At 61.2% G+C, this 20,113-nt stretch carries 16 protein-coding genes; 7 read left to right on the plus strand and 9 right to left on the minus strand.

Features of this window, described 5'->3' with window-relative positions; all coding sequences use genetic code 11:
• Nucleotides 1–6: 6 nt before the first annotated feature.
• Nucleotides 7–3,351 carry a maltose alpha-D-glucosyltransferase gene (gene treS / locus J3P79_RS16665; protein ID WP_434604302.1) on the minus strand — a complete coding sequence of 1,115 codons (3,345 nt, stop codon included), beginning with the start codon at nucleotides 3,349–3,351 and terminating at the stop codon, nucleotides 7–9.
• Between the two features lie 178 nt (nucleotides 3,352–3,529).
• Complete coding sequence (locus J3P79_RS16670; RefSeq protein ID WP_434604304.1) at nucleotides 3,530–5,527, minus strand: alpha-1,4-glucan--maltose-1-phosphate maltosyltransferase; 1,998 nt, start codon at nucleotides 5,525–5,527, stop codon at nucleotides 3,530–3,532.
• A 209-nt stretch (nucleotides 5,528–5,736) separates the two neighbouring features.
• Between J3P79_RS16670 and J3P79_RS16675 the strand changes: the two genes are divergently transcribed.
• Nucleotides 5,737–5,901 (plus strand): hypothetical protein, encoded by a 165-nt coding sequence (locus J3P79_RS16675; RefSeq protein ID WP_198725323.1) that lies wholly within the window; start codon nucleotides 5,737–5,739, stop codon nucleotides 5,899–5,901.
• Between the two features lie 139 nt (nucleotides 5,902–6,040).
• On the opposite strand, the gene J3P79_RS16680 is transcribed toward J3P79_RS16675, so the two are convergent.
• Nucleotides 6,041–6,541, minus strand: a complete 501-nt coding sequence (locus J3P79_RS16680) for an MgtC/SapB family protein (protein ID WP_434604307.1) — start codon at nucleotides 6,539–6,541, stop codon at nucleotides 6,041–6,043.
• Nucleotides 6,542–6,672: 131 nt separating this feature from the next.
• Here J3P79_RS16680 and J3P79_RS16685 point away from each other — a divergent pair, with 131 nt between their 5' ends.
• The 3 genes from J3P79_RS16685 (at nucleotide 6,673) to mapR (ending at nucleotide 10,687) form a co-directional block, all read left to right on the plus strand.
• Nucleotides 6,673–6,909 carry a DUF3203 family protein gene (locus tag J3P79_RS16685; protein WP_434604309.1) on the plus strand — a complete coding sequence of 79 codons (237 nt, stop codon included), beginning with the start codon at nucleotides 6,673–6,675 and terminating at the stop codon, nucleotides 6,907–6,909.
• Between the two features lie 917 nt (nucleotides 6,910–7,826).
• Nucleotides 7,827–9,239: a cytochrome c oxidase accessory protein CcoG gene (gene ccoG / locus J3P79_RS16690; protein WP_434604311.1), complete on the plus strand. Its 1,413-nt coding sequence runs from the start codon at nucleotides 7,827–7,829 to the stop codon at nucleotides 9,237–9,239.
• Nucleotides 9,240–9,277: 38 nt separating this feature from the next.
• Entirely contained in the window at nucleotides 9,278–10,687 is a 1,410-nt protein-coding gene (mapR, locus tag J3P79_RS16695) for a GntR family transcriptional regulator MpaR (protein WP_434604313.1), read from the plus strand.
• A 117-nt stretch (nucleotides 10,688–10,804) separates the two neighbouring features.
• Here mapR and J3P79_RS16700 read toward each other — a convergent pair whose 3' ends face one another.
• Nucleotides 10,805–11,551: an SDR family oxidoreductase gene (locus tag J3P79_RS16700; RefSeq protein ID WP_039589211.1), complete on the minus strand. Its 747-nt coding sequence runs from the start codon at nucleotides 11,549–11,551 to the stop codon at nucleotides 10,805–10,807.
• Nucleotides 11,552–11,649: 98 nt separating this feature from the next.
• The gene (locus tag J3P79_RS16705; RefSeq protein ID WP_434604315.1) at nucleotides 11,650–12,528 is read right to left on the minus strand and encodes a Dyp-type peroxidase; all 879 of its coding nucleotides are present in this window, start codon (nucleotides 12,526–12,528) and stop codon (nucleotides 11,650–11,652) included.
• Nucleotides 12,529–12,748: 220 nt separating this feature from the next.
• On the opposite strand from J3P79_RS16705, the gene ampC reads away from it, so the two are divergent.
• A complete protein-coding gene (ampC, locus tag J3P79_RS16710; RefSeq protein ID WP_434604317.1) occupies nucleotides 12,749–13,897 on the plus strand; it encodes a class C beta-lactamase in 1,149 nt (382 codons plus the stop codon).
• A gap of 60 nt (nucleotides 13,898–13,957) precedes the next feature.
• Here the strand turns inward: ampC and J3P79_RS16715 are convergent, their stop codons facing one another.
• From J3P79_RS16715 to J3P79_RS16730, 4 genes are all read right to left on the minus strand, one after another.
• On the minus strand, nucleotides 13,958–14,506 hold the full coding sequence (locus J3P79_RS16715) for a DUF4174 domain-containing protein (protein WP_434604319.1): 549 nt from the start codon (nucleotides 14,504–14,506) through the stop codon (nucleotides 13,958–13,960).
• A 136-nt stretch (nucleotides 14,507–14,642) separates the two neighbouring features.
• Complete coding sequence (locus J3P79_RS16720) at nucleotides 14,643–16,001, minus strand: erythromycin esterase family protein (RefSeq protein ID WP_434604322.1); 1,359 nt, start codon at nucleotides 15,999–16,001, stop codon at nucleotides 14,643–14,645.
• A 69-nt stretch (nucleotides 16,002–16,070) separates the two neighbouring features.
• Nucleotides 16,071–16,856, minus strand: coding sequence for a sulfite exporter TauE/SafE family protein (locus J3P79_RS16725; RefSeq protein ID WP_434604324.1), 786 nt, complete (start codon nucleotides 16,854–16,856; stop codon nucleotides 16,071–16,073).
• A gap of 104 nt (nucleotides 16,857–16,960) precedes the next feature.
• The gene (locus tag J3P79_RS16730; protein WP_434604326.1) at nucleotides 16,961–17,710 is read right to left on the minus strand and encodes a hypothetical protein; all 750 of its coding nucleotides are present in this window, start codon (nucleotides 17,708–17,710) and stop codon (nucleotides 16,961–16,963) included.
• Between the two features lie 298 nt (nucleotides 17,711–18,008).
• On the opposite strand from J3P79_RS16730, the gene J3P79_RS16735 reads away from it, so the two are divergent.
• Together J3P79_RS16735 and J3P79_RS16740 are read left to right on the plus strand one after the other, a co-directional pair.
• Nucleotides 18,009–19,157 (plus strand): aldose epimerase family protein, encoded by a 1,149-nt coding sequence (locus J3P79_RS16735; RefSeq protein WP_434604328.1) that lies wholly within the window; start codon nucleotides 18,009–18,011, stop codon nucleotides 19,155–19,157.
• Nucleotides 19,158–19,264: 107 nt separating this feature from the next.
• Complete coding sequence (locus J3P79_RS16740) at nucleotides 19,265–20,086, plus strand: aldo/keto reductase (RefSeq protein ID WP_434604330.1); 822 nt, start codon at nucleotides 19,265–19,267, stop codon at nucleotides 20,084–20,086.
• Nucleotides 20,087–20,113: the final 27 nt, after the last annotated feature.

Genomic DNA, 20,113 nt, shown 5'->3' on the forward strand with positions numbered 1-20,113 from the left:
TCTCCACTAAATCGGTCCGGCTAAATCGGAAAAGGGTTTCAGCCCACTCAATAACCCGTACAGGCCGTGCAGCGGCACGGGCAGCCAGGCAGGGCGATTCTCGGCTTCATAAGCCACTTCATAGGCCGCCTTCTCCAGGCCGAACAACGCCAATGCGGCGTCTTCGCCTCCAGCATCCTTCCACTCATGGGCAAGACTAGCTGCCGCCAGCCGATATGCCTGGACAAATGCCTGGCGAGCCTCGACCAGATAACGGTCGGCGACCCGTTTGCGCGCTGCATCGGCATCGGCCGTGCTGTCGACGGTGTGCAGCTGGACCGCCATCGCCGCCGCGTAGTCGAAGGAGCGCAGCACACCGCTGACGTCCTTGTACGGGCTGTGCTTGCCACGTCGTTCGTGCAGCGGTCGCGCCGGCTCGCCTTCGAAGTCGATCAGGTAGGCATCGCCCTTGATCACCAGCACCTGCCCCAAGTGCAAATCGCCATGTACCCGGATGCGCAAGCCGCCAGCGGCCTTGCCGGCCAGTTCCTGGACGTGGGCCAGCACGGTTTTCCTGTGTTCCAGCAAGCGTGCGACCATCGCCTGGTCCGCAGGGTTCAATTGGTCCTGGTTCTGCTTGAGCAGGCGCAACGCATTTTCCACCTGGGCGGCGACATCCTTGCCGATGGCCTGGGCTTCCTTGGCGCTGGTAGGCTGCGGCGCGAAGGCCGGGTTGTCGGTGGGCTGGGCAAGCACTTGGTGCATTTCCCCGAGGCGCTGGCCGAGCATGCCAGCAAAATCCTTCAGTTCGCCCAGGGCGTTGTAGTGCTGCTCCTGCTCGGACACGGCGTCCGCCAGCTCATCGCGCAACGCCCGTTCGAGGTTGTTCTGGGTCCACTCCCACGCGTCGCCCTGATTGCTCAGGTAGCCCTGGGCGATCATCAGCAAGGCATCCTCGCCCTGGGCGTCCCGGCGAATCACCGAACCCAGCAGCGGCGAGATATTGCTGAAGCCCGCCGCGGTCAGGTAAGCGCTCATCTCCAGTTCCGGGTGCACGCCGGACGCAACCTTGCGGATCAACTTGAGCACCAGGCTACCGCCCACCACCACCGAGCTGTTGGACTGCTCGGCGGACAGGTAGCGCACCTCCGGCTCGGCCCCCAGGTTCAGCGCCGCGAGGCCCTCGGTGGGTTCAAAGCGCAACTCGCCGTCGGCGCACGGCAGCACCGTGCTGGCCTGAATGCCTTGGAGCACTGCCCGAATGAAGTTTTCCAAAGTGAAGGCATCGGTGATCAAGCCGACCTGGCGGCCACGGCGGACCCGCGACAAGGCCAATTGCTGAGGCAGCGCGGCGCCGAGCTGATCCTCGGCCAACAGACCGAACGGCAGTTGATAACGCAAGGTCTGGCCAGCACTGGTGACGTCGATTTCGCTCAACAGTACAGGGTGTTGCGGATCACCAAAACGCACGCCGTAGACGATGTCGACTTTCTCGATGGCGCTGTCCTTGCCGGCAAACCAGCGGCGGTTCTGCAGCCAGTTCGGCAGGATGCCCTGCTCCAACGTGGCGCGCGACGGCGCTTCGAGCAATTCTTCCAGGCGTTTTTTCAGCACCAGCGTGGTGAAATCCGGCAGGCTCTGGGCAGGCTCGACGTGCCAGCTCGGCATCTGGTTTTCCGCCGCCAGGGCGAACCAATAGAAGCCGTACGGCGCCAGGGTCAGGAGAAAATTCAACTGGCCGATGGGCGGAAACGCATTGCCGCCGAGCATCTCCACCGGGACCATGCCAGCGTAGGCCGACAAGTCCAGCTCGGCCGCCTGGGCGCTGCGCGAAACGTTGGCCACGCAGAGGATGATTTCGTGCTTGCCGTCCGGGCCGGTGTATTCACGGGTGTAGGCCAGGATTCGTCGGTTGCTCGGCGACAGCATTTTCAACGTGCCCCGGCCAAAGGCCTTGGATTGCTTGCGCACGGCGAGCATCCGTCGGGTCCAGTTGAGCAGTGAATGAGGATCGCCGGACTGGGTCTCGACGTTCACCGACAGATAGCCGTACAGCGGGTCCATGATCGGCGGCAACACCAGGCTCGCCGGGTCGGCGCGGGAGAAGCCGCCGTTGCGGTCGATCGACCACTGCATCGGCGTGCGCACGCCATCGCGGTCGCCCAAGTAGATGTTGTCGCCCATGCCGATCTCATCGCCGTAATACAAAGTCGGCGTGCCGGGCATCGACAGCAACAGGCTATTGAGCAACTCCACACGGCGGCGGTCGCGCTCCATCAGCGGCGCCAAGCGCCGACGAATGCCGAGGTTGATCCGCGCTCGACGGTCGGCGGCGTAGTAATTCCAGAGGTAGTCGCGCTCCTTGTCGGTGACCATTTCCAGGGTCAGTTCATCATGGTTGCGCAGGAAAATCGCCCACTGGCAGTTCGCCGGGATCTCCGGCGTCTGGCGCAGGATGTCGGTGATGGGGAAACGGTCTTCCTGGGCCAGCGCCATGTACATGCGCGGCATCAAGGGGAAGTGGAACGCCATGTGGCACTCATCGCCATCGAGCCCCTGAGCATCGACGTCGCCAAAATAGAGCTGGGTATCCTCCGGCCACTGGTTGGCCTCGGCCAGCAACATGCGGTCGGGGTAATTGGCGTCGATTTCGGCGCGGATCAGCTTGAGGACGTCGTGGGTCTCGGGCAGGTTCTCGTTGTTGGTGCCATCGCGCTCGATCAGGTACGGGATCGCGTCCAGGCGCAGGCCATCGATGCCCATGTCGAGCCAATAGCGCATCACCGACAGCACGGCCTTGATGACCTGTGGGTTGTCGAAATTGAGATCGGGCTGGTGAGAATAGAAACGGTGCCAAAAGTATTGGCCGGCCACCGGGTCCCAGGTCCAGTTGGACTTTTCGGTGTCGAGGAAGATGATCCGCGTGCCGTCGTATTTGTGATCGTCATCGGACCAGACGTAGAAATCCCGGGCCTTGGAGCCTTTCTTGGCCTTGCGCGCGCGCTGGAACCACGGATGCTGGTCGGAGGTGTGGTTGATGACCAGCTCGGTGATCACTCGCAGGTTGCGCTTATGGGCTTCGGCGATGAAACGCCGCGCATCGGCCATGGTGCCATAGTCGGGGCTGACACCCCGGTACTCAGCGATGTCATAGCCGTCGTCACGACGGGGCGAGGGGTAGAACGGCAGCAACCAGATGGTGTTGACGCCCAGGTCGGCGATGTAATCAAGCTTGTCGATCAGTCCAGGAAAATCGCCGATCCCGTCATTGTTGGAGTCGAAATAGGATTTGACATGGACCTGATAAATGACTGCGTCCTTGTACCAGAGCGGGTCGTTGATGAACGTGGCAGACCGGGGTTTCTTGGCCATTTGCAACTCCTGCTGATTCTATAAAGCCGCGGGTTACAGGCTTGTTCTTTATGGTTTGGGGGCTTCAGTGGCCAGGGAGCTTGCTCCCGCTGGGCCGCGAAGCGGCCACCTGAAAATCACGACTGCTGCGCAGCCGAAGGGGAGCAAGCTCCCTCGCCACAAAGGCCGGTCCTGCGCCTCATGTCACGCTGATCCGCCAGATCCCGAACGGCTGGTACGCCGGGTCGATGCGCATGAACTGGTACTTGCCATACCAGGTCCAGCGGTGGCCATTCATCAAATCCTCGCCTTGGGTCTGGGCGTCGTCCGGCAGGCCCATCTCCCACAGCGGCAATTCAAAATTGGCTTCCTGTGGGTTATGCGGATCGAGGCTCACCGCCACCAGGATGAAATTGCTGCCGTCCGGCGTGCGCTTGCCGAAATACAGGATGTTGTCGTTCCAGGCGTTATAGATTTTCAGGCCCAGGTGCGTATGCAACGCCGGGTTCTGGCGGCGGATACGGTTGAGCTGGGCGATCTCGGCGATGATGTTGCCCGGCGCGGTGAAGTCCCGAGGGCGGATCTCGTATTTTTCCGAATCGAGGTATTCCTCCTTGCCCGGCACCGGCGCCGACTCGCACAACTCGAACCCGGAATACATGCCCCACAGGCCTGAGCCCATGGTCGCCAGCGCCGCGCGAATCAGGAAACCCGGGCGTCCCGAGTGATGGAGGAACGCCGGGTTGATGTCCGGCGTATTGACGAAGAAATTCGGCCGGTAGCATTCGCGCCAGGGCGATTCGTTGAGCTCGGTGAGGTATGCCGCCAGCTCGGCCTTGGTGTTGCGCCAGGTGAAATACGTGTAGCTCTGGGAATAACCGACCTTGCCCAGGCGCGCCATCATCGCCGGCGTGGTGAAGGCTTCTGCGAGGAAGATCACCTCGGGGTGCTGCGCACGTACATCAGCAATCAGCCACTGCCAGAACGGCAACGGCTTGGTGTGGGGGTTGTCGACACGGAAGATCTTTACCCCTTCGTTGACCCAGCCGACGACAATGTCGCGCAGTTCCAGCCACAGGCTGGGGATCGCATCGGCGGCGTAGAAATCGACGTTGACAATGTCCTGGTACTTCTTGGGCGGGTTCTCCGCGTATTTGATCGTGCCGTCCGGCCGCCAGCTGAACCAACCCGGATGCTGCTTGAGCCAAGGGTGGTCCTGCGAACATTGGATGGCGAAATCGAGGGCGATCTCCAGGCCGTGGTCGGCGGCAGCGGCGACCAGGCGACGGAAATCATCCCGGGTGCCCAATTGAGGATGGATCGCCTCATGCCCGCCCTCCTCGCTGCCGATGGCGTAAGGACTGCCCGGATCGTCCGGACCGGCGGTCAGGGAGTTGTTCGGGCCTTTGCGGAAGCTGCGACCAATCGGATGGATCGGCGGAAAGTACAGCACGTCAAAACCCATGTCCTGAATCACCGGCAGGCGCGAGTGCACGTCATTGAAGGTGCCATGGCGATTGGAATCATCGGTGATCGAGCGGGGGAACAGTTCGTACCAACTGGCGAACTCGGCCAGCTCGCGCTCGACGTCCAACGGATACTCCCGGCTGATGCTCAGGTAGGGCCGGTGGTCGGCCAAGGACATCAAGTCGGCGCTGCGCGGCGTGAGGAACAGCGCCACCTGCTCCTCCGGCAGCAGGCCTGAAAGCTCGTGATGCAACGCCGCCAGTTGTTCGCTCAACTCGCCATCGCTACGCTCGGCGGCCTGTTGCACGTGGTTGCGGCCTTCCTGCAACTCCAGGCTGATGGGCACCCCGGCGGCGTATTTTTTCTCCAACTCGTAGCGGAAGCTGGCGAACTGATCGAACCAGGCTTCGATACAGAACACGTAGCGGCCGACGGCCGGTACCGTGAACTGACCGCGCCAGCCATTATTGCCCAGCTCGGTCATCACCTCGCTGTTCCAGATTTCGTCCTCCAGCGCCCGCCAGCGGATTCGCACGGCCAACTTGTCGTGGCCATCGGCGAACACCTTGCTGGTCACCGTCACGTCCTGCCCAGCGAGGGCCTTGGCGGCGAACTGTCCGCCATCGATCACCGGCATGGTGTCTTCAATAGCAATACGCGGCAACATTAAGGCCTGGGACAACGGCAAATGCGGGTTGTAATCCAAGTCGGTCGGCTGTTCGGCAGTCATCGAGCATCGCTCCTTTTACGCCCCATGGACGCGCTTGTGGCGGTAAAGGCCCAACGGGTCCCTGATTAAACTCACTTAAGCTCCGAACCGGACCGGCAACCAAAAGTTCAGCGGGATGTGCTGGCCGGCTGCGGGGAATCAAACCCGTCGAACAGTGGTCAATCGTACAAGCACGACTCAAGCCACTTGCGTCCCGGAGGCCCGACCCGATGACCATTCCTATCCCGGCCGAAACACCCGACCCGAACATCGACGACCCCAACCTGCCGCCACCCGGCCCCGATCCGGAGCCGATTCCGGAAAAAGACCCGCCGCTGGATCCGCAGCCGCCCCTGGGCGACCCACCGAGCGAGGCGCCGCCGGAGCGGGTTTGATATACAGACCGGTGAATCGTTTGTGGGAGCGAGCCTGCTCGCGAATGGGGCGCGTTAGTCAGCATAGATGCTGGACGGCACACCGCCTTCGCGAGCAGGCTCGCTTGCGCAGCGATACGTACCTTGCCAAGGGGATTTGTTACAGCTTCTCGTCCTTTTCCAACGCTCGCACTATCACCGGCATCACACTGAAAATCGCCAACGCCAGCACGGTGCTGAGCACCGCCGTCGCCTCCCGACCTAGCCCGGCGGCCACTCCGATGGCGGCGGTCATCCACAGGCCTGCAGCGGTGGTCAGTCCCTTGACATGACTTTCGTCGCAGTCGGTATTTTTCAGGATGGTGCCTGCGCCGAGGAAACCGATCCCGGCAACGACGCCCTGTATCACCCGGCTCATCGCGTCAGCCTGGGAGCCGGACATCTGCGGCACCAGCACGAACAACGCAGCGCCCAGCGCCACCAGCATATGGGTGCGCACCCCGGCGGCCTTACCCTTGTGCTCACGCTCGAACCCCAGGATGCCCCCCAACAGTGCAGCCATCACCAGGCGCACCGTCACCCGCGTCATTTGCTGGGCATCGGTGATATCGGCGAACTCCGCTTGCAGGGTTATCCAGACTTCATCCCACCACGATTCCATGGACCTTCCTCTCTTCGCTCGATAAACGATTGACCGCAAGCGATGCGAGACGTGCGACCGCTGATCAGCCACGAAGAACCCTGCCGATTGAGTGGCGCCTAACGTTCAGACATACGGGAAGGAGCAGTACCATGACTGTACATATCGACGATAACCGGACCTGTCATTTCGACACCCCCAACGGTTCGGAACAATGCCCAGCCAGCGAGCTGACCATCATCACCGACCCGGACAAGGCCATGTCGGCCGTGGAGCTCAATGGTGGGCGGGTTTATCTGACCGAAGCGGAGGTCGATGCCCTGACCGTGGCTGGGGCGGTTGACGGGCGGCAGAATCTTAAGGCTACGGATGGGGGGTCGGTTATCTGACCTTGATTTAGGGTTAGTGTGCATATCCGCTTCTTCGGTAACGGCAGCTTATGGTTCCGCTCTTACAGCGGGTCACTTTCGAAAAGCCCGGAAGCCGGCCCAGTCGAAAGTAACCAAAGCGCTCCTGCCCCACCACTCGGTGCCTCGCCTAGGCTCGGCATGCCTTCACTTCGGCCATCGTGGTTAACGGGGCGCCGAAATCTACGTCCATCCCGAGGCGGCCTTAGGGCCGACCTGGTTTCTGGTGTATCGCATATCTCCTATGGGAGCGAGCCTGCTCGCGAAGGCGGTGTGTCAGTTTGCGGTGATGTTGGGTGTACCGGCCTCTTCGCGAGCAAGCCCGCTCCCACACTGTTTTGCGGCGTATGTGCATTGGATGGCTGGCGAAAATCCAATGGGGGAGCGGGCTTGCTCGCGAAAGCGGTGGTTCAGCTAAATAAATCCTGGCTGATGCCCCGCTCTTGCTCTTGCTTTGGATCTTGATCTTGGCGCCCCGTTAACCACGCTGGCCGAACGCAGGCGTTGCGCAGTGGGCATCCCGGCATGGATGCCGGGATAGCCGCGCAGGGCCATGGATGGCCCATCGCGGCGGGCCCACGGAGCAAGGCCGGAGTGAGGGCACACCGAGCCTAGGCGAGGTGCCGAGTGGTGGGGCGAAGCCTTTTTTGCTTACTTTTTTGGCGTCTGAAAAAAAGTGAGCCGCCGTAAGGGCGGAACCGTCAGCAGCCATTACCGCAGCAACGGATATAAACACCATCCCCAGAATAAAGCCCGCATTCCCAAGGTGCATCAAAGTGTCGCAGAATCAGGCCTACAAGCCATCTGATCCGGTTTTTATCAATCCACCTGAGTCTGTTATGCAAACAGTTCGATAGTCATAGTGCCCCGGCCAGATAGCGGCTGATGAGCGACCGACCATGAGCGAAAGAATCCCCGCCCAACTGATACAAACTTTCGACCCCGCGCCCAACAAGATCAAGGCCAGGACCACCGACAACCTGATCCACACCCGCAGCTTCACCGGCCTGTTCCGCACCTTGCGCATCAGCGGTGCCGGCGTCCTGTTCCTGCTGTTCTTCGGCACGGTATGGCTAAACTGGGGCAATCGCCAGGCGGTGCTCTGGGACCTTTCCGAAAGCAAGTTCCACATCTTCGGCGCGACCTTCTGGCCCCAGGATTTCATCCTGCTGTCCGCCCTGCTGATCATCGCCGCGTTCGGCCTGTTTGCGATCACCGTTTTCGCCGGACGCGTGTGGTGCGGTTATACCTGCCCGCAGAGTTCCTGGACGTGGATATTCATGTGGGTCGAGAAAGTCACCGAAGGTGAACGCAACCAGCGCATCAAGCTGCAGGTCGCGCCGTGGGGCTTGAACAAGTTGGTGCGGCGCTCGGCCAAGCACACGTTGTGGCTCGCCATCAGCCTGCTCACGGGCCTGACATTCGTGGGTTACTTCACCCCGATCCGTCCCCTGGCCGAGGAACTGCTGACCTTGCAAATCGGTGGCGCCAGCCTGTTTTGGGTGTTGTTTTTTTCCGGGGCCACTTACCTCAACGCCGGCTGGCTGCGCGAAGCGGTGTGCATGCACATGTGCCCTTATGCGCGATTCCAGAGCGTGATGTTCGACAAGGACACCTTGACCATTTCCTATGACGTAGCCCGTGGCGAAATTCGCGGCCCGCGCAAACGCGAGGTGAATCCGGCCAATGTGGGGTTGGGAGACTGCATAGACTGTCAGATGTGTGTGCAGGTCTGCCCCACCGGCATCGATATCCGCGATGGCTTGCAAATGGAATGCATCGGTTGCGCGGCGTGCATCGACGCCTGCGACTCGATCATGGACAAGATGGGCTACGCCCGCGGCCTGATCAAATACACCTCCGAGCACCAACTGCAAGGGGGCAAGACTCATCTGCTGCGGCCACGCCTGGTGGGTTACACGGCGGTGTTGCTGGTGATGATCGGTGCGCTGGCGGTGGCGCTGGCGGAGCGCCCGATGGTGTCGCTGGACGTCAGCAAGGACCGTGGACTGTTCCGTGAAAACAGCCAGGGCCAGATCGAGAACATCTACAGCCTGAAAATCATCAACAAGACCCAGCAACACCAGGCGTATGAGCTGTCCCTGGTAGACGGCGACGGCTTCGTCCTGCAGGGCAAGACACACCTGAGCCTGGCGCCGGGGGAAATCGTCGACGTGCCGGTGTCGGTGGCGATGCTCAGCGAACGGCCCCGGAGCGGTTCCCAGGAGATGACCTTCAAGGTCGCCGACAGTGACGAGCCGCAAGTCTACAGCGTGGCCAAGAGCCGTTTTGTCGCACCGATGAATCGGTGAACCTTTAAGATGCAATGTCCCTCATGACCGGACCCGCCATGAAACGCTACGAAAAATTCGCCGATGACATCGCTGAACTGATCCGCTCCGGCATGCTCGGGCCGGGCCAGCGGGTGCCGTCGGTGCGCTACGCCAGCCAGACTTATGGTGTCAGCCCGTCCACTGTGTTCCAGGCCTATTACCTGCTGGAGCGACGCGGACTGATCCGGGCCCGGCCGCGCTCCGGTTACTTCGTCAACAATCATGCGCCGCGCCCGTTCTGTGAACCGGTCATCAGCAACCAGGTGCACGAATCAACGGAAGTCGACGTCAGCGAACTGGTATTTTCGGTGCTCGATTCGATCAAGGATCCCGCCACCGTGCCATTCGGCTCGGCCTTCCCCAGCCCCACGCTGTTTCCGCTGCAGCGACTGTCCCGCTCGTTGTCCAGCGCCACCCGGGACATGGACCCGCGCATGGTGGTCACCGACATGTCCCCGGGCAATCCGCAACTGCGCCGCCAGATAGCCTTGCGCTACATGGTCGGCGGGCTGATGTTGCCCATGGAGGAGCTGCTGATCACCAACGGTGCCCTGGAAGCCTTGAACCTGTGCCTGCAAGCGGTGACCGAGCCGGGCGACCTCGTGGCGATCGAAGCTCCCGCGTTCTACGCCAGCCTGCAAATACTGGAGCGGCTGAAGCTCAAGGCCGTGGAAATCCCGGTTCATCCGCGCGACGGCATTGACCTGGAGGTGCTGGAACAGACCCTCGCGCGCCATTCAATCAAGGCCTGCTGGTGCATGACCAGCTTCCAGAATCCCATGGGTGCGACCATGCCCGAAGCGCGCAAACAGGCATTGGTGGAACTGTTGCGCCGACATCAGGTTCCGCTGATCGAGGACGACGTCTATGCCGAACTCTATTACGGCCAACAGGCGCCCAAACCCGCCAAAGCCTTCGACACTGAAGGGTTGGTGATGCATTGCGGCTCGTTCGCCAAGAGCCTGGCCCCGGGTTATCGAATCGGCTGGGTCGCCGCCGGACGCTATGCGCAGAAGATCGAACGGCTCAAGCTGATGACCTCACTGTGCGCCTCGATGCCGGCCCAGGCCGCGATCGCCGACTACCTGCAACATGGCGGCTACGACCGGCACCTGCGCAAGTTGCGCTATGCCCTGGAAGAACAGCAAAGTGCGATGCTTGCCGCCATCGGCCGTTATTTCCCACCCCAGACCCGCGTCAGCCAGCCGGCGGGCGGTTACTTCCTCTGGCTGGAACTGCCGGAACAGATCGACTCGCTGAAGCTGTTCCAGATGGCACTGGCACAAGGCATCAGCATCGCCCCCGGGCCGATCTTTTCACCGACCCGGCGCTTCAGAAATTGCATTCGGCTGAACTATGGCGGGCCTTGGACCGAAGTGTCGGAAAAGGCCATGGAAACGTTGGGGCGGATCATCCGGTCGTTCTGAGTGCGATGTCGTCCTTGAGGTTCTCTTCGCTGGCAGGCTCGCTCCCGCAGGCCGCATTCCAATGTGAGAGCGAGCCTGCTCGCGAATAGGCCGGCACTGACTACAGATGGCTGAAAATCAGCGCCCACCACCAAGGTCCACAAACGTCCCGGTCGCATAAGAAGCCTTGTCCGACAGCAACCAGATGATCGCTTCGGCCACTTCGTCCGGACGCCCGCCCCGAGCCATGGGAATCGCCGATTCGAGTTTGCTGACCCGGTCCGGATCGCCGCTCAGGGCGTGGAAATCGGTGTAGATGTAGCCCGGACGGACCGCGTTGACGCGTATGCCCTCGCCGGCGACTTCCTTTGACAAGCCGACGGTGAAGGTGTCCAGCGCGCCCTTCGAGGCCGCGTAGTCGACATACTCCGATGGTGCGCCCAAGCGGGCGGCGACCGACGAGACGTTGACGATGCTGCCACCCTGCCCGCCATGCCGGGGCGACATGCGCAGCACCGCATGCTTGGCGCACAGGATCGGCCCCAACACATTGGTCTTCATGATCTTGAGGATGCGGAACTCGGACATTTCATCGAGCCGGGACTTGTGGGCGACCGTACCGGCGTTGTTCACCAGGGCGGTGACACGCCCCAGTTCGGCATCGACTCGGTTGAACAGGCCGACCACCTCGTCCTCGATGCTCACATCGGCCCGCACGGCAATGGCTTGCGCGCCTTTGGCCCGGACCTGTTCGAGGACATCCTGGGCCGCGTTTTCATCGGACTGGTAATTGATGCAGATCCGATAGCCCAGGTCGGCCGCCAACAGCGCCGTGGCCGCCCCGATCCCGCGCCCGCCACCGGTGATGACGATGACTTTATCCACGCTTGCTCTCCCGTTCCACGCAAACACGTCGGGCCCAAGAATAGCGTTGACCCGACGATTTGCACAACGCGGCTCGCTTACCGGGGCGGTGGCACGCCCTAGCGGGCCAGTGCGCGCAGGTCCAGGCGCCCGTCCAGCAGCGGTGGGCACCAGTAATAGCCGCCGGTAATCGGCCGGCTCATGCGGTATAAGCCATCGGTGATGCCGTCTTCGAGGCCGCTCATGCGACGCAGTTGCGCCTCGAACGCATCCAGCGAGAAACCAAACGCCAGGAACATAAGACCGGCGCGATCCCCTTCGATCCACGGCATGGAACGGCGTACGACGAAAGCCTCCGGAGCAAAGCTCTCCTGGGCGGTGCGCTTGACGTGGGCCGACTCCGGCGCCTCCTCGATTTCTTCGTTGTCGCTCAGGCGCCGCCCCATGATGTTGTCGCGCTCATGGGGTTGCATCGCGGCAAATCCGTCCAGGTCGTGCTGCCACTGCTGGATCGCGGCGAAGCTGCCCCCGCGCAATCCATCGACACCCTGGGCCAGGGCAGCGGCGACGGCCGCGTCATCGTGGGGGTTTTCGGTGCCATCTTCGTAACCGGTCAAGTCATGGCCGGTCATGTGGCGGAAGGTTTCGTTCATCTGCACCAGGCGCAAGGCCGGTGCCAGCGCCGCTTCGAGGGCGCGACTGCGGTGCATCAGCTCGCCTCGGTCCTCGCCGTGCAACCAGCACCAGAGCGCGTGCTGGGTCGACGGGTTATCCACGCCGACACCGGCCAGCGCGGGAAACGCCCGCAGGCCTTCAATCTGGGCGCCCAAGGCCTGCACCAGCGACTCACCGAAACCGACGACCGCGCGGCCACCCAACTGCAGCAACAATTTATCGATCGCAGCCGGCAGCGCCTCGACCGATTCCAGGGCAAAAAACAGATGACGAGCCTGAGGCGGAACAGGGGTGGCGAGAATGCCGGGCTGGTAGTAACTCATGTGAACTCCTTCAGAAAGAGCCGCGAGTTTACCCGGCGGCCGCCGCTTTGTGTCGTTTGGCTTGAGGGCTCGGGAAACGGAGCCGTGTTGTGGGAACGCTCCCACAGGGCTGTGGGAGCGCACTGAACCATGCACGCGGCCTATGGTTTTGGATTGCCCGGCAGCCAAAAACGCCCTAGATTGACCTCCCCTCAAGGAAGGCCAACGAGAGCGGTCAGTCATGCACATTGCCAAATCGACACTTGCCGGGACTTTTTTCCTGTTCTGTTGGACGTCCGTGGGACTTGCCCAGGAACGCATTGAAGAAACGGTCAATGCCGTTATCCAGCCCCTGATGAAACAGCAGGACATCGCGGGCATGGCGGTGGCAATCACCCACAACGGCCAACGGCTGTTCTTCAATTATGGCGTTGCCTCCAAGGACACCCGGAAGACCGTGACCGACCAGACCCTGTTCGAAGTCGGTTCAGTCAGCAAGACCTTTACCGCAACGCTCGGCGCCTACGCCCAAGCCCAAGGCAAACTGCAACTGTCGGACGGCGCCGGCCGCTATGCCCCCGAATTACGCGGCAGTGCCCTTGAAAACGTGAGCTTGCTGGACCTTGCTACCTACAGTGCCGGTGGCCTGCCGCTGCAGTTTCCCGATGATGCAGACCATCCGGACCGGATGTTCAGCTATTACAGGACCTGGAAGCCCCTCTACCCGGCCAGCACCCAGCGGCTTTATTCAAACCCGAGCATCGGCCTGTTCGGCTATCTGGCGGCCCGAAGCCTGGGACAGCCTTTCGATGATGTCATGCAGCAGACATTGATGCCTGGGCTGGGTCTCAAGCACAGCTATGTACGGGTTCCGCAAGATCAACTGAGTCGATACGCCCAAGGTTACGCGAAGGATGGCAAGCCCGTGCGCGTCGGACCTGGTGCCCTGGATTCCGAGGCGTACGGGGTAAAGACCAGCTCAGCGGACCTGATCCGTTTCATCGAGGCCAACCTGCGACCGCAAACGCTGGACGCTCCCTTGACACAAGCCATCGCCACGACCCATACGGGTTTCTACCGGGTTGGCAAGATGAACCAGGGCTTGGGCTGGGAGTTCTACCCCGCCCCGTTCACCCTGGAGGACTTGCTCGCCGGCAATACACCGCAGATGGCCCTGACCCCACAAAAAATCGAAGCGCCCAGCCCGCCCCGCCCGGCGCCAGACGGCAGCTGGATCAACAAGACAGGCTCTACCAACGGTTTTGGCGCCTATGCCGCGTTTGTGTCTGGAAAGGATTTGGGGATCGTGATCCTGGCGAACAAGAACTACCCGATCGAAGAAAGGATAAAGGCCGCGCATAGGATCTTGATGGCGTTGGAGCAGCGATGAGATCCCCTGTGGCGAGGGGATAAATCCCCTCGCCACAGGTTCCTTCATGGTTATTGGAGGTCAATCTTCCAACGCCTTCGGCGCAGCAGCAGGCTTGGCTGCCTTGCCCGGCTTCGCACCTTTGGCGTCTTTGGCGGGCTCGGGTTCCGGCGCTGGCGGCGGGGTTGGGGCAGCAGCTTCCTTTTCAGCCGCAGGCAATTTGTCGACGGTATCGAACAGCTCGCTCAGTTTGATCTCGCCGGAATGCTCAAGCTTCTTTTCCCCATCCTTGCCCACCAGGATGATCTTGGGCAGCGCACCGGCGCCCAGCTTGAGGGAACGGATCAGCGCCATGGTGCTCTGCGGGTCAAGATCCTTGCCATCCCGTTGTCCGATGGTGTTGAACACGGTGTAGAGCATCATGTTTCGTTCGGAGAATCCCTGCTTGCCCTCTGGCTTTTCAAGCTCTGCTTTCAACTTGGACCATGCAGGATCGACGGAGCTGGGCGCGATAATGATCAAGGGGCGGGTCTTGCCCACCTCCGCCACCAGGGGTGAGTCGCCGTCAGCGGCGAACAAGGGGCCGACGAAAGCCAGCAAGGTAGCGAAGGTCAACGACCGAATAAGCATGCGCCTCTCCTTTAGATATTTACGCTGTACTGATTGCACATGGCGGCAATTGTTCCGCGAGAGTCGCCCGATACCGCAGCTGCCTGCCCTGAAGCTTAGGCCACCGGCCCCATAGCGCAACCGCGTCACACCGAGTTCAGAGGCCGAACGGGAAGGTATCCTCCTCATGCTCCAGGGTGTGAGGCGTGGGCAACGGCGAGACCGCTTCGGTCTGTTCGAACCAGAGCCAGGCGTCGAACTGCTCGGCCAGGACCGCTTCGAAATAATGGCTCTGGCGTTCGGTTTCAGGGCGGTAGATCACGCCAATGGCGCGTTCGAGCAGCGGCTCGGACAACGCGTCCAACAGTGCCTCGTCAGGACTTGTCCGCCAGTCCGTCAGTGATGCGCGAACACCCGCCTGGAGAAATTCCCGCTCCCAACTGCCCACCAATGCCGGCTGCACCTGCTTGATTTTCATCGGCGAGTCCCAGTCATCGGCCGCCGCCACGCTGCCATGGTCGGTCCCCATGCCCAGCAGCACCGCGTCGCGGCCGTAAGCCATGCGACACAACTGGCCAATGTTGAATTCGCCTTCCCAACCCATGCGCGTCGCCGCGGCATTGCCGATGTGGGAGTTATGCGCCCAGACAATCGCTTTCGCATCAGTCCCGCGGTGTTCCAACAGGCTTTGCAAGGTGTCGAACATATGCCGGTCCCGCAGGTTCCAGGAAGACTTGCCGCCGCGATACATGGCTCGGTAGTACTGCTCGGCAGCGCGCACCACCCGGGCGTTCTGGATGGCGCTGAAAAAGCCTTCGTCATCTTCGATCAATGGATCGAGGCGTTCGGCGAGCAACGTGTTGAGTTGCTCGACCACCGCGTCCTCGCAGGTCGCCAGGTTGCCGCGCTCGGTAAAATGGCCGTAGAGCGCCGGGTCGTCGTGCCACGGCGTCAGGCAGCCATAACGATGCCGGGCATCACGGGCCAGGTGCGGATGTGCCTTGTCGAGGTAGTTGAGCACCTCGTCGATGGAATGCCGCAGGCTGTAAACGTCCAGCCCACGAAACTCCACGCGCCGAGCGTCCGGCTGCCCGAGGTTGTAGTCGCGCAGCCAGCGGACGAAGGACTGGACATCCGTATTGCGCCACATCCAGCTTGGAAACCGAGCGAAAGCCTGCTGTTTCCAGGCCGAGGGTCCGAGGCTGCGCACGCAGCGGTCGACTTGACCGGCATCGGGCCAGTCGGCTTCGACGGCGACAATCCCGAAGCCATGATGCTTGATCAGATGCCGGGTAATGGCGGCGCGGGTGCGGTAGAAATCATGGGTGCCGTGGCTGGCTTCGCCGATCAGCACCACCTTGGCATCGGCGAAGCGATCGAACATCTCGCCAAAGGCCGGGCTGTCCTCGGCAGGCAACGGTTCGGCGTGATGACGCAGGATATCGGCAATGTCGGTGCGAGGTTCGGCGCGACGGCGGCGCAGGCGTTGCAGTAGATCTCTGGCTGGGCTATTCATGGATCGAGGCCTCATCAGTACCTGGTCTACAGGTATGACTATGGCTAGCGGCGCATGACTCCGAGCAAATCAGAACGCCAGTTTGAAGCCGATCATCGCCAGCATCACCGCCAGGCAAGGGCGCAGGAGCTCATCGGAAATACGCCCCGACAGGTGGCTGCCCAGGTAGATGCCCGGCAATGAACCGATCAGCAAGAAGCCGAGGATGTTCCAATCCATGTTGCCCATGCTTGCGTGGCCCAGGCCGGCCACCAGGGTCAGCGGTACGGCATGGGCGATTTCAGTGCCCACCAGGCGCTTGGTGACCAAAAACGGATAGAGGATGAACAGCGCGACAGTGCCCAGCGCCCCGGCACCGATGGACGTCAAGGCGACCATCGTGCCCAGCACCAGCCCGGTGACTACAGTGAGTGCGTTGAGCCGCGAGCCGCTGGGGTTGTAGTGGCCGCCGGCGCGGTCGTGGGCGAATTGCAACAGGCGCTTTTTGAACAGGATCGCCAGGGCGGTGGCGAACAGCACAAAGCCCAGGGCTTGCTTGATGACTGCGTTCATCGCGTCGGGAGAACTGTGCAAGCTGCTGAGAAACCACAGGGTCAGCCCGACCGCCGGCACGCTGCCCAAGGTCAGCCAACCGGTGATGGCCCAGTCGATATTGCGGTTTTTGGCATGTACCAGTACGCCCCCGGACTTGGTAATGGCCGCGTACAGCAGGTCCGTACCCACCGCTGTCGCCGGGTTGATGCCGAACCACAACAGAATGGGGGTCATCAGCGATCCGCCACCGACGCCAGTCATCCCGACGATGAAGCCGACCACCAGGCCCGCTACGACTAAACCGACATTACCGAATTCCATCAAACCCGTCTCAGCGCGACCGCATGAAAAATCTCGCCGCGAGCATAGCGATTTTTCTTATAACCACCTATATCGATGTGATCTATATTTATTCCATTCTGTCGTTACTGAACCGGCAGGAAATTCAAGAAAAGCAGGCTTTGCGCGTAGTTCAGCCCGATTCGCCGGTAGCGCTCATCGAGCATCTGGGTCAGCAGGTCCAGCCTCGCAACAATTTTTCCGAACTCGACGGCAAAGCTCAGGTTGCTGCCCTCCTCCGAAATTTCGTTGGAAAACAGCACCGGCGTGCCGTCCTTGTTCTGCCGTTGGCCAAGCAGCCAGGTTGCCTTTTCGATATTGCGTGCGGCGTTACTGACGAAGCGCGGATCGATGGTGTCGGTCATGTAGAACTCGAGGCGATTGCCGTGGGCCGTGACCAACATGCTGCCGATGGCGTAGATGAACGCACCGACACGGTCACCGAGAAATTCCGGACTCATGGCATAGCTCAGGGCCGCCAGGTCTTTTCTGTTGCCCAGGGTCGGCAACGGCTGCTGTTGCTCGATGGCTTGGCGCACTTGCTTGACGGCGATGCGCGCATCCAGGAAGCCCGATTTGCGCAACTCTTCCGGGTTGCGCAGGTAAAGCTTGTGCATCAGCAGATACAGGCTCTGCAAATTGTCGTGCATCGAGAGCGTAGCCATGCGGTCGACGCTGGTCTGCAAGAATTCCTGGGGCCTGGCATTGCTGAACTGCGTGACCATGTCCTGGCCTTGCTGGTGGCTGCAACCGCCGCTAAGCAACAGCAACAGGCCCGCCAACAGCAAGCCGCAGCGACGTGGCGACACCATCATGGAAAGTAAAACACCGGCCATCGAATCTCGTCTGGACAGGGGGAAGCGGTGGGGCTCGCCGCTTCCTGGCCATGGATAGAGCGGAAAAAAGCCTAAAAGTGCAGTGCCCTGGCGCAAAAGCTCACGCCTGGCTAAGGTTCGCCTCGATCAATTAGTCTTACTTTTTAATTGATAAATCCCAATTTTTGACTATAAATCCCTTCTCAACCTGCAAATAGCAAGACTACTTAACAGAAAAACCTTCATCGCTGTCCGACCAAGTAACGGACTCGACCCGCGTTAAAACAACAACAAAACAACAGGAAGGAAGGTCACACCCATGCTTGAATCCAGACATCTGCTCACGGCCCTCGGAGTTTCTCTGATGATTGCCACCTCCTCCCAGGCCGCCGGCCTGACCAATGAACGCGTCGCCTTCGGCAAGACTGACGACGGCACGGCCGTTGAAAAATACATACTGCGCAACAGCCACGGAATCGAGGCGACGGTGATCACCTACGGCGGCATCCTGCAGTCGCTGATCGTGCCGGACAAAAATGGCATGACCACCGACATCGTGCTCGGCTTCGACGACGTCCAGGGCTACCAGAAGAACGGCAACGTGTATTTCGGCGCGACCATCGGCCGCTTCGGCAATCGCTTGGCCGGCGGCGCGTTCGAGCTGGACGGCAAGCGGTATCAGGTGCCACAGAACGACAAGGACAATTCGCTGCACGGCGGGCCGCAAGGGTTCGACAAGCGCGTCTGGAAAGCCGAGGCGAGCAACGACAAGGACTCGGTCGGCGTGACCCTGACCTACCTGTCCAAAGATGGCGAAATGGGTTTCCCGGGCAACCTGAAGACTGACGTCACCTACAGCCTCAACGACAAAAACGAACTGCGCATCGACTACAAGGCCACCACCGACAAACCGACTGTGCTGAACCTGACCAACCACAGCTATTTCAACCTGGCGGGCGCAGGCAACGGCGATATCCTCAAGCAAGTCGCGATCCTGCACGCGTCCCGCTACACACCGGTGACCGCCAAGCTGATTCCCACCGGCGAACTGGCGCCAGTCGCCGGCACACCCATGGATTTCACCAAGCCCACCGCCATCGGCACACATATCAAGGCGGATCATCCGCAGCTGAAATTCGCTGAACCGAAACAGGGCGGCTTCGATTTCAACTGGGTCCTCGACGCCAAGGGTGACGTGGGCAAACTCGCCGCCGATGTCCAGGATCCGCAGTCGGGACGGCGCCTGCAGCTGTACACCACCGAGCCGGGCGTGCAGTTCTACACCAGCAACTTCCTAGACGGGACGATCAAGGGCAAGCAAGGCAAGGTGTACCCGCACTGGGGCGCATTCACCCTGGAGACCCAGCATTTCCCCGACTCGCCCAACCAGCCGGATTTCCCGACCACGCGACTTGATCCGGGCCAGACCTACACCCAGACCATGGTGCTGAAGTTTTCGGCCGAATAATCTCCTGCAACTGATCGTTCCCGCCTTTTGCGCGGGAACGATCAAACCTGAACGTCTGGTCTATCCTGCTGCCACAGCTTTCTCGATCAGCACGACAGGAGACGTGAATGAAAACTCTGGAATTGGCCGGCGTATCCGTTCCGGTAATCGGTCAGGGCACTTGGCGCCTGGGTGAAGAACCGTCCCACCACAAAAAGGAAGTGGCTGCCCTGCGCCTGGGTATCGAGCTGGGCATGACCCTGATCGACACCGCCGAAATGTACGCCGAGGGCGGCGCCGAAAAAGTCGTTGGCGAAGCGATCACCGGGCTGCGCGACCAGGTGTTCCTGGTGAGCAAGGTCTACCCCCACAACGCCAGCCGCAAAGGCATCCCGTTGGCCTGCGAACGCAGCCTGCGGCGGCTCGACACCGATTACATCGACCTCTACCTGCTGCACTGGCGCGGCCAGTACCCTTTGGAAGAAACCGTCGAAGCGTTCGAGCGCCTGCGCGAAGAAGGCAAGATCGGGCGCTGGGGCGTGTCGAACTTTGACGTCGACGATATGGAGGAGCTGGCATCGCCGGCCTGCGCCACCAACCAGGTGTTGTACAACCTGCAAGAACGCGGTATCGAATTCGACCTGCTGCCCTGGAGCCAGCAGCAGCACATGCCGATCATGGCCTACTGCCCGGTCGGCCAGGGTGGGCATCTGCTCAGGGATCACACCGTGCAACAGATCGCCGAGCGCCACAGTGCAACACCGGCACAGATTGCCCTGGCCTGGCTGGTGCGCCAGGACAACGTCATCGCCATTCCAAAGGCCACGCAGCCTGAACATGTGCGCCTGAATGCCGAGGCGGCGAATCTGCAACTTGAGTCCCAGGACCTGGCGGCGCTGGACCTGGTGTTTCCGCAGCCTGAGGGGAAGCAGCGGTTGGCGATGGTTTAGTTTCCCTATGAGGGTTGGACGCCACAG

This window comes from Pseudomonas sp. R1-7 (assembly GCF_051132105.1).
GTDB lineage: Bacteria > Pseudomonadota > Gammaproteobacteria > Pseudomonadales > Pseudomonadaceae > Aquipseudomonas.

What these genes read in the sequence shown, in the direction of transcription:
- treS (WP_434604302.1), bottom strand. Translation starts at nt 3,351, where the DNA reads ATGGCCAAGAAACCCCGGTCTGCCACGTTCATCAACGACCCGCTCTGG.
- J3P79_RS16670 (WP_434604304.1), bottom strand. Translation starts at nt 5,527, where the DNA reads ATGACTGCCGAACAGCCGACCGACTTGGATTACAACCCGCATTTGCCG.
- J3P79_RS16675 (WP_198725323.1), top strand. Translation starts at nt 5,737, where the DNA reads ATGACCATTCCTATCCCGGCCGAAACACCCGACCCGAACATCGACGAC.
- J3P79_RS16680 (WP_434604307.1), bottom strand. Translation starts at nt 6,541, where the DNA reads ATGGAATCGTGGTGGGATGAAGTCTGGATAACCCTGCAAGCGGAGTTC.
- J3P79_RS16685 (WP_434604309.1), top strand. Translation starts at nt 6,673, where the DNA reads ATGACTGTACATATCGACGATAACCGGACCTGTCATTTCGACACCCCC.
- ccoG (WP_434604311.1), top strand. Translation starts at nt 7,827, where the DNA reads ATGAGCGAAAGAATCCCCGCCCAACTGATACAAACTTTCGACCCCGCG.
- mapR (WP_434604313.1), top strand. Translation starts at nt 9,278, where the DNA reads ATGAAACGCTACGAAAAATTCGCCGATGACATCGCTGAACTGATCCGC.
- J3P79_RS16705 (WP_434604315.1), bottom strand. Translation starts at nt 12,528, where the DNA reads ATGAGTTACTACCAGCCCGGCATTCTCGCCACCCCTGTTCCGCCTCAG.
- ampC (WP_434604317.1), top strand. Translation starts at nt 12,749, where the DNA reads ATGCACATTGCCAAATCGACACTTGCCGGGACTTTTTTCCTGTTCTGT.
- J3P79_RS16715 (WP_434604319.1), bottom strand. Translation starts at nt 14,506, where the DNA reads ATGCTTATTCGGTCGTTGACCTTCGCTACCTTGCTGGCTTTCGTCGGC.
- J3P79_RS16720 (WP_434604322.1), bottom strand. Translation starts at nt 16,001, where the DNA reads ATGAATAGCCCAGCCAGAGATCTACTGCAACGCCTGCGCCGCCGTCGC.
- J3P79_RS16725 (WP_434604324.1), bottom strand. Translation starts at nt 16,856, where the DNA reads ATGGAATTCGGTAATGTCGGTTTAGTCGTAGCGGGCCTGGTGGTCGGC.
- J3P79_RS16730 (WP_434604326.1), bottom strand. Translation starts at nt 17,710, where the DNA reads ATGGCCGGTGTTTTACTTTCCATGATGGTGTCGCCACGTCGCTGCGGC.
- J3P79_RS16735 (WP_434604328.1), top strand. Translation starts at nt 18,009, where the DNA reads ATGCTTGAATCCAGACATCTGCTCACGGCCCTCGGAGTTTCTCTGATG.
- J3P79_RS16740 (WP_434604330.1), top strand. Translation starts at nt 19,265, where the DNA reads ATGAAAACTCTGGAATTGGCCGGCGTATCCGTTCCGGTAATCGGTCAG.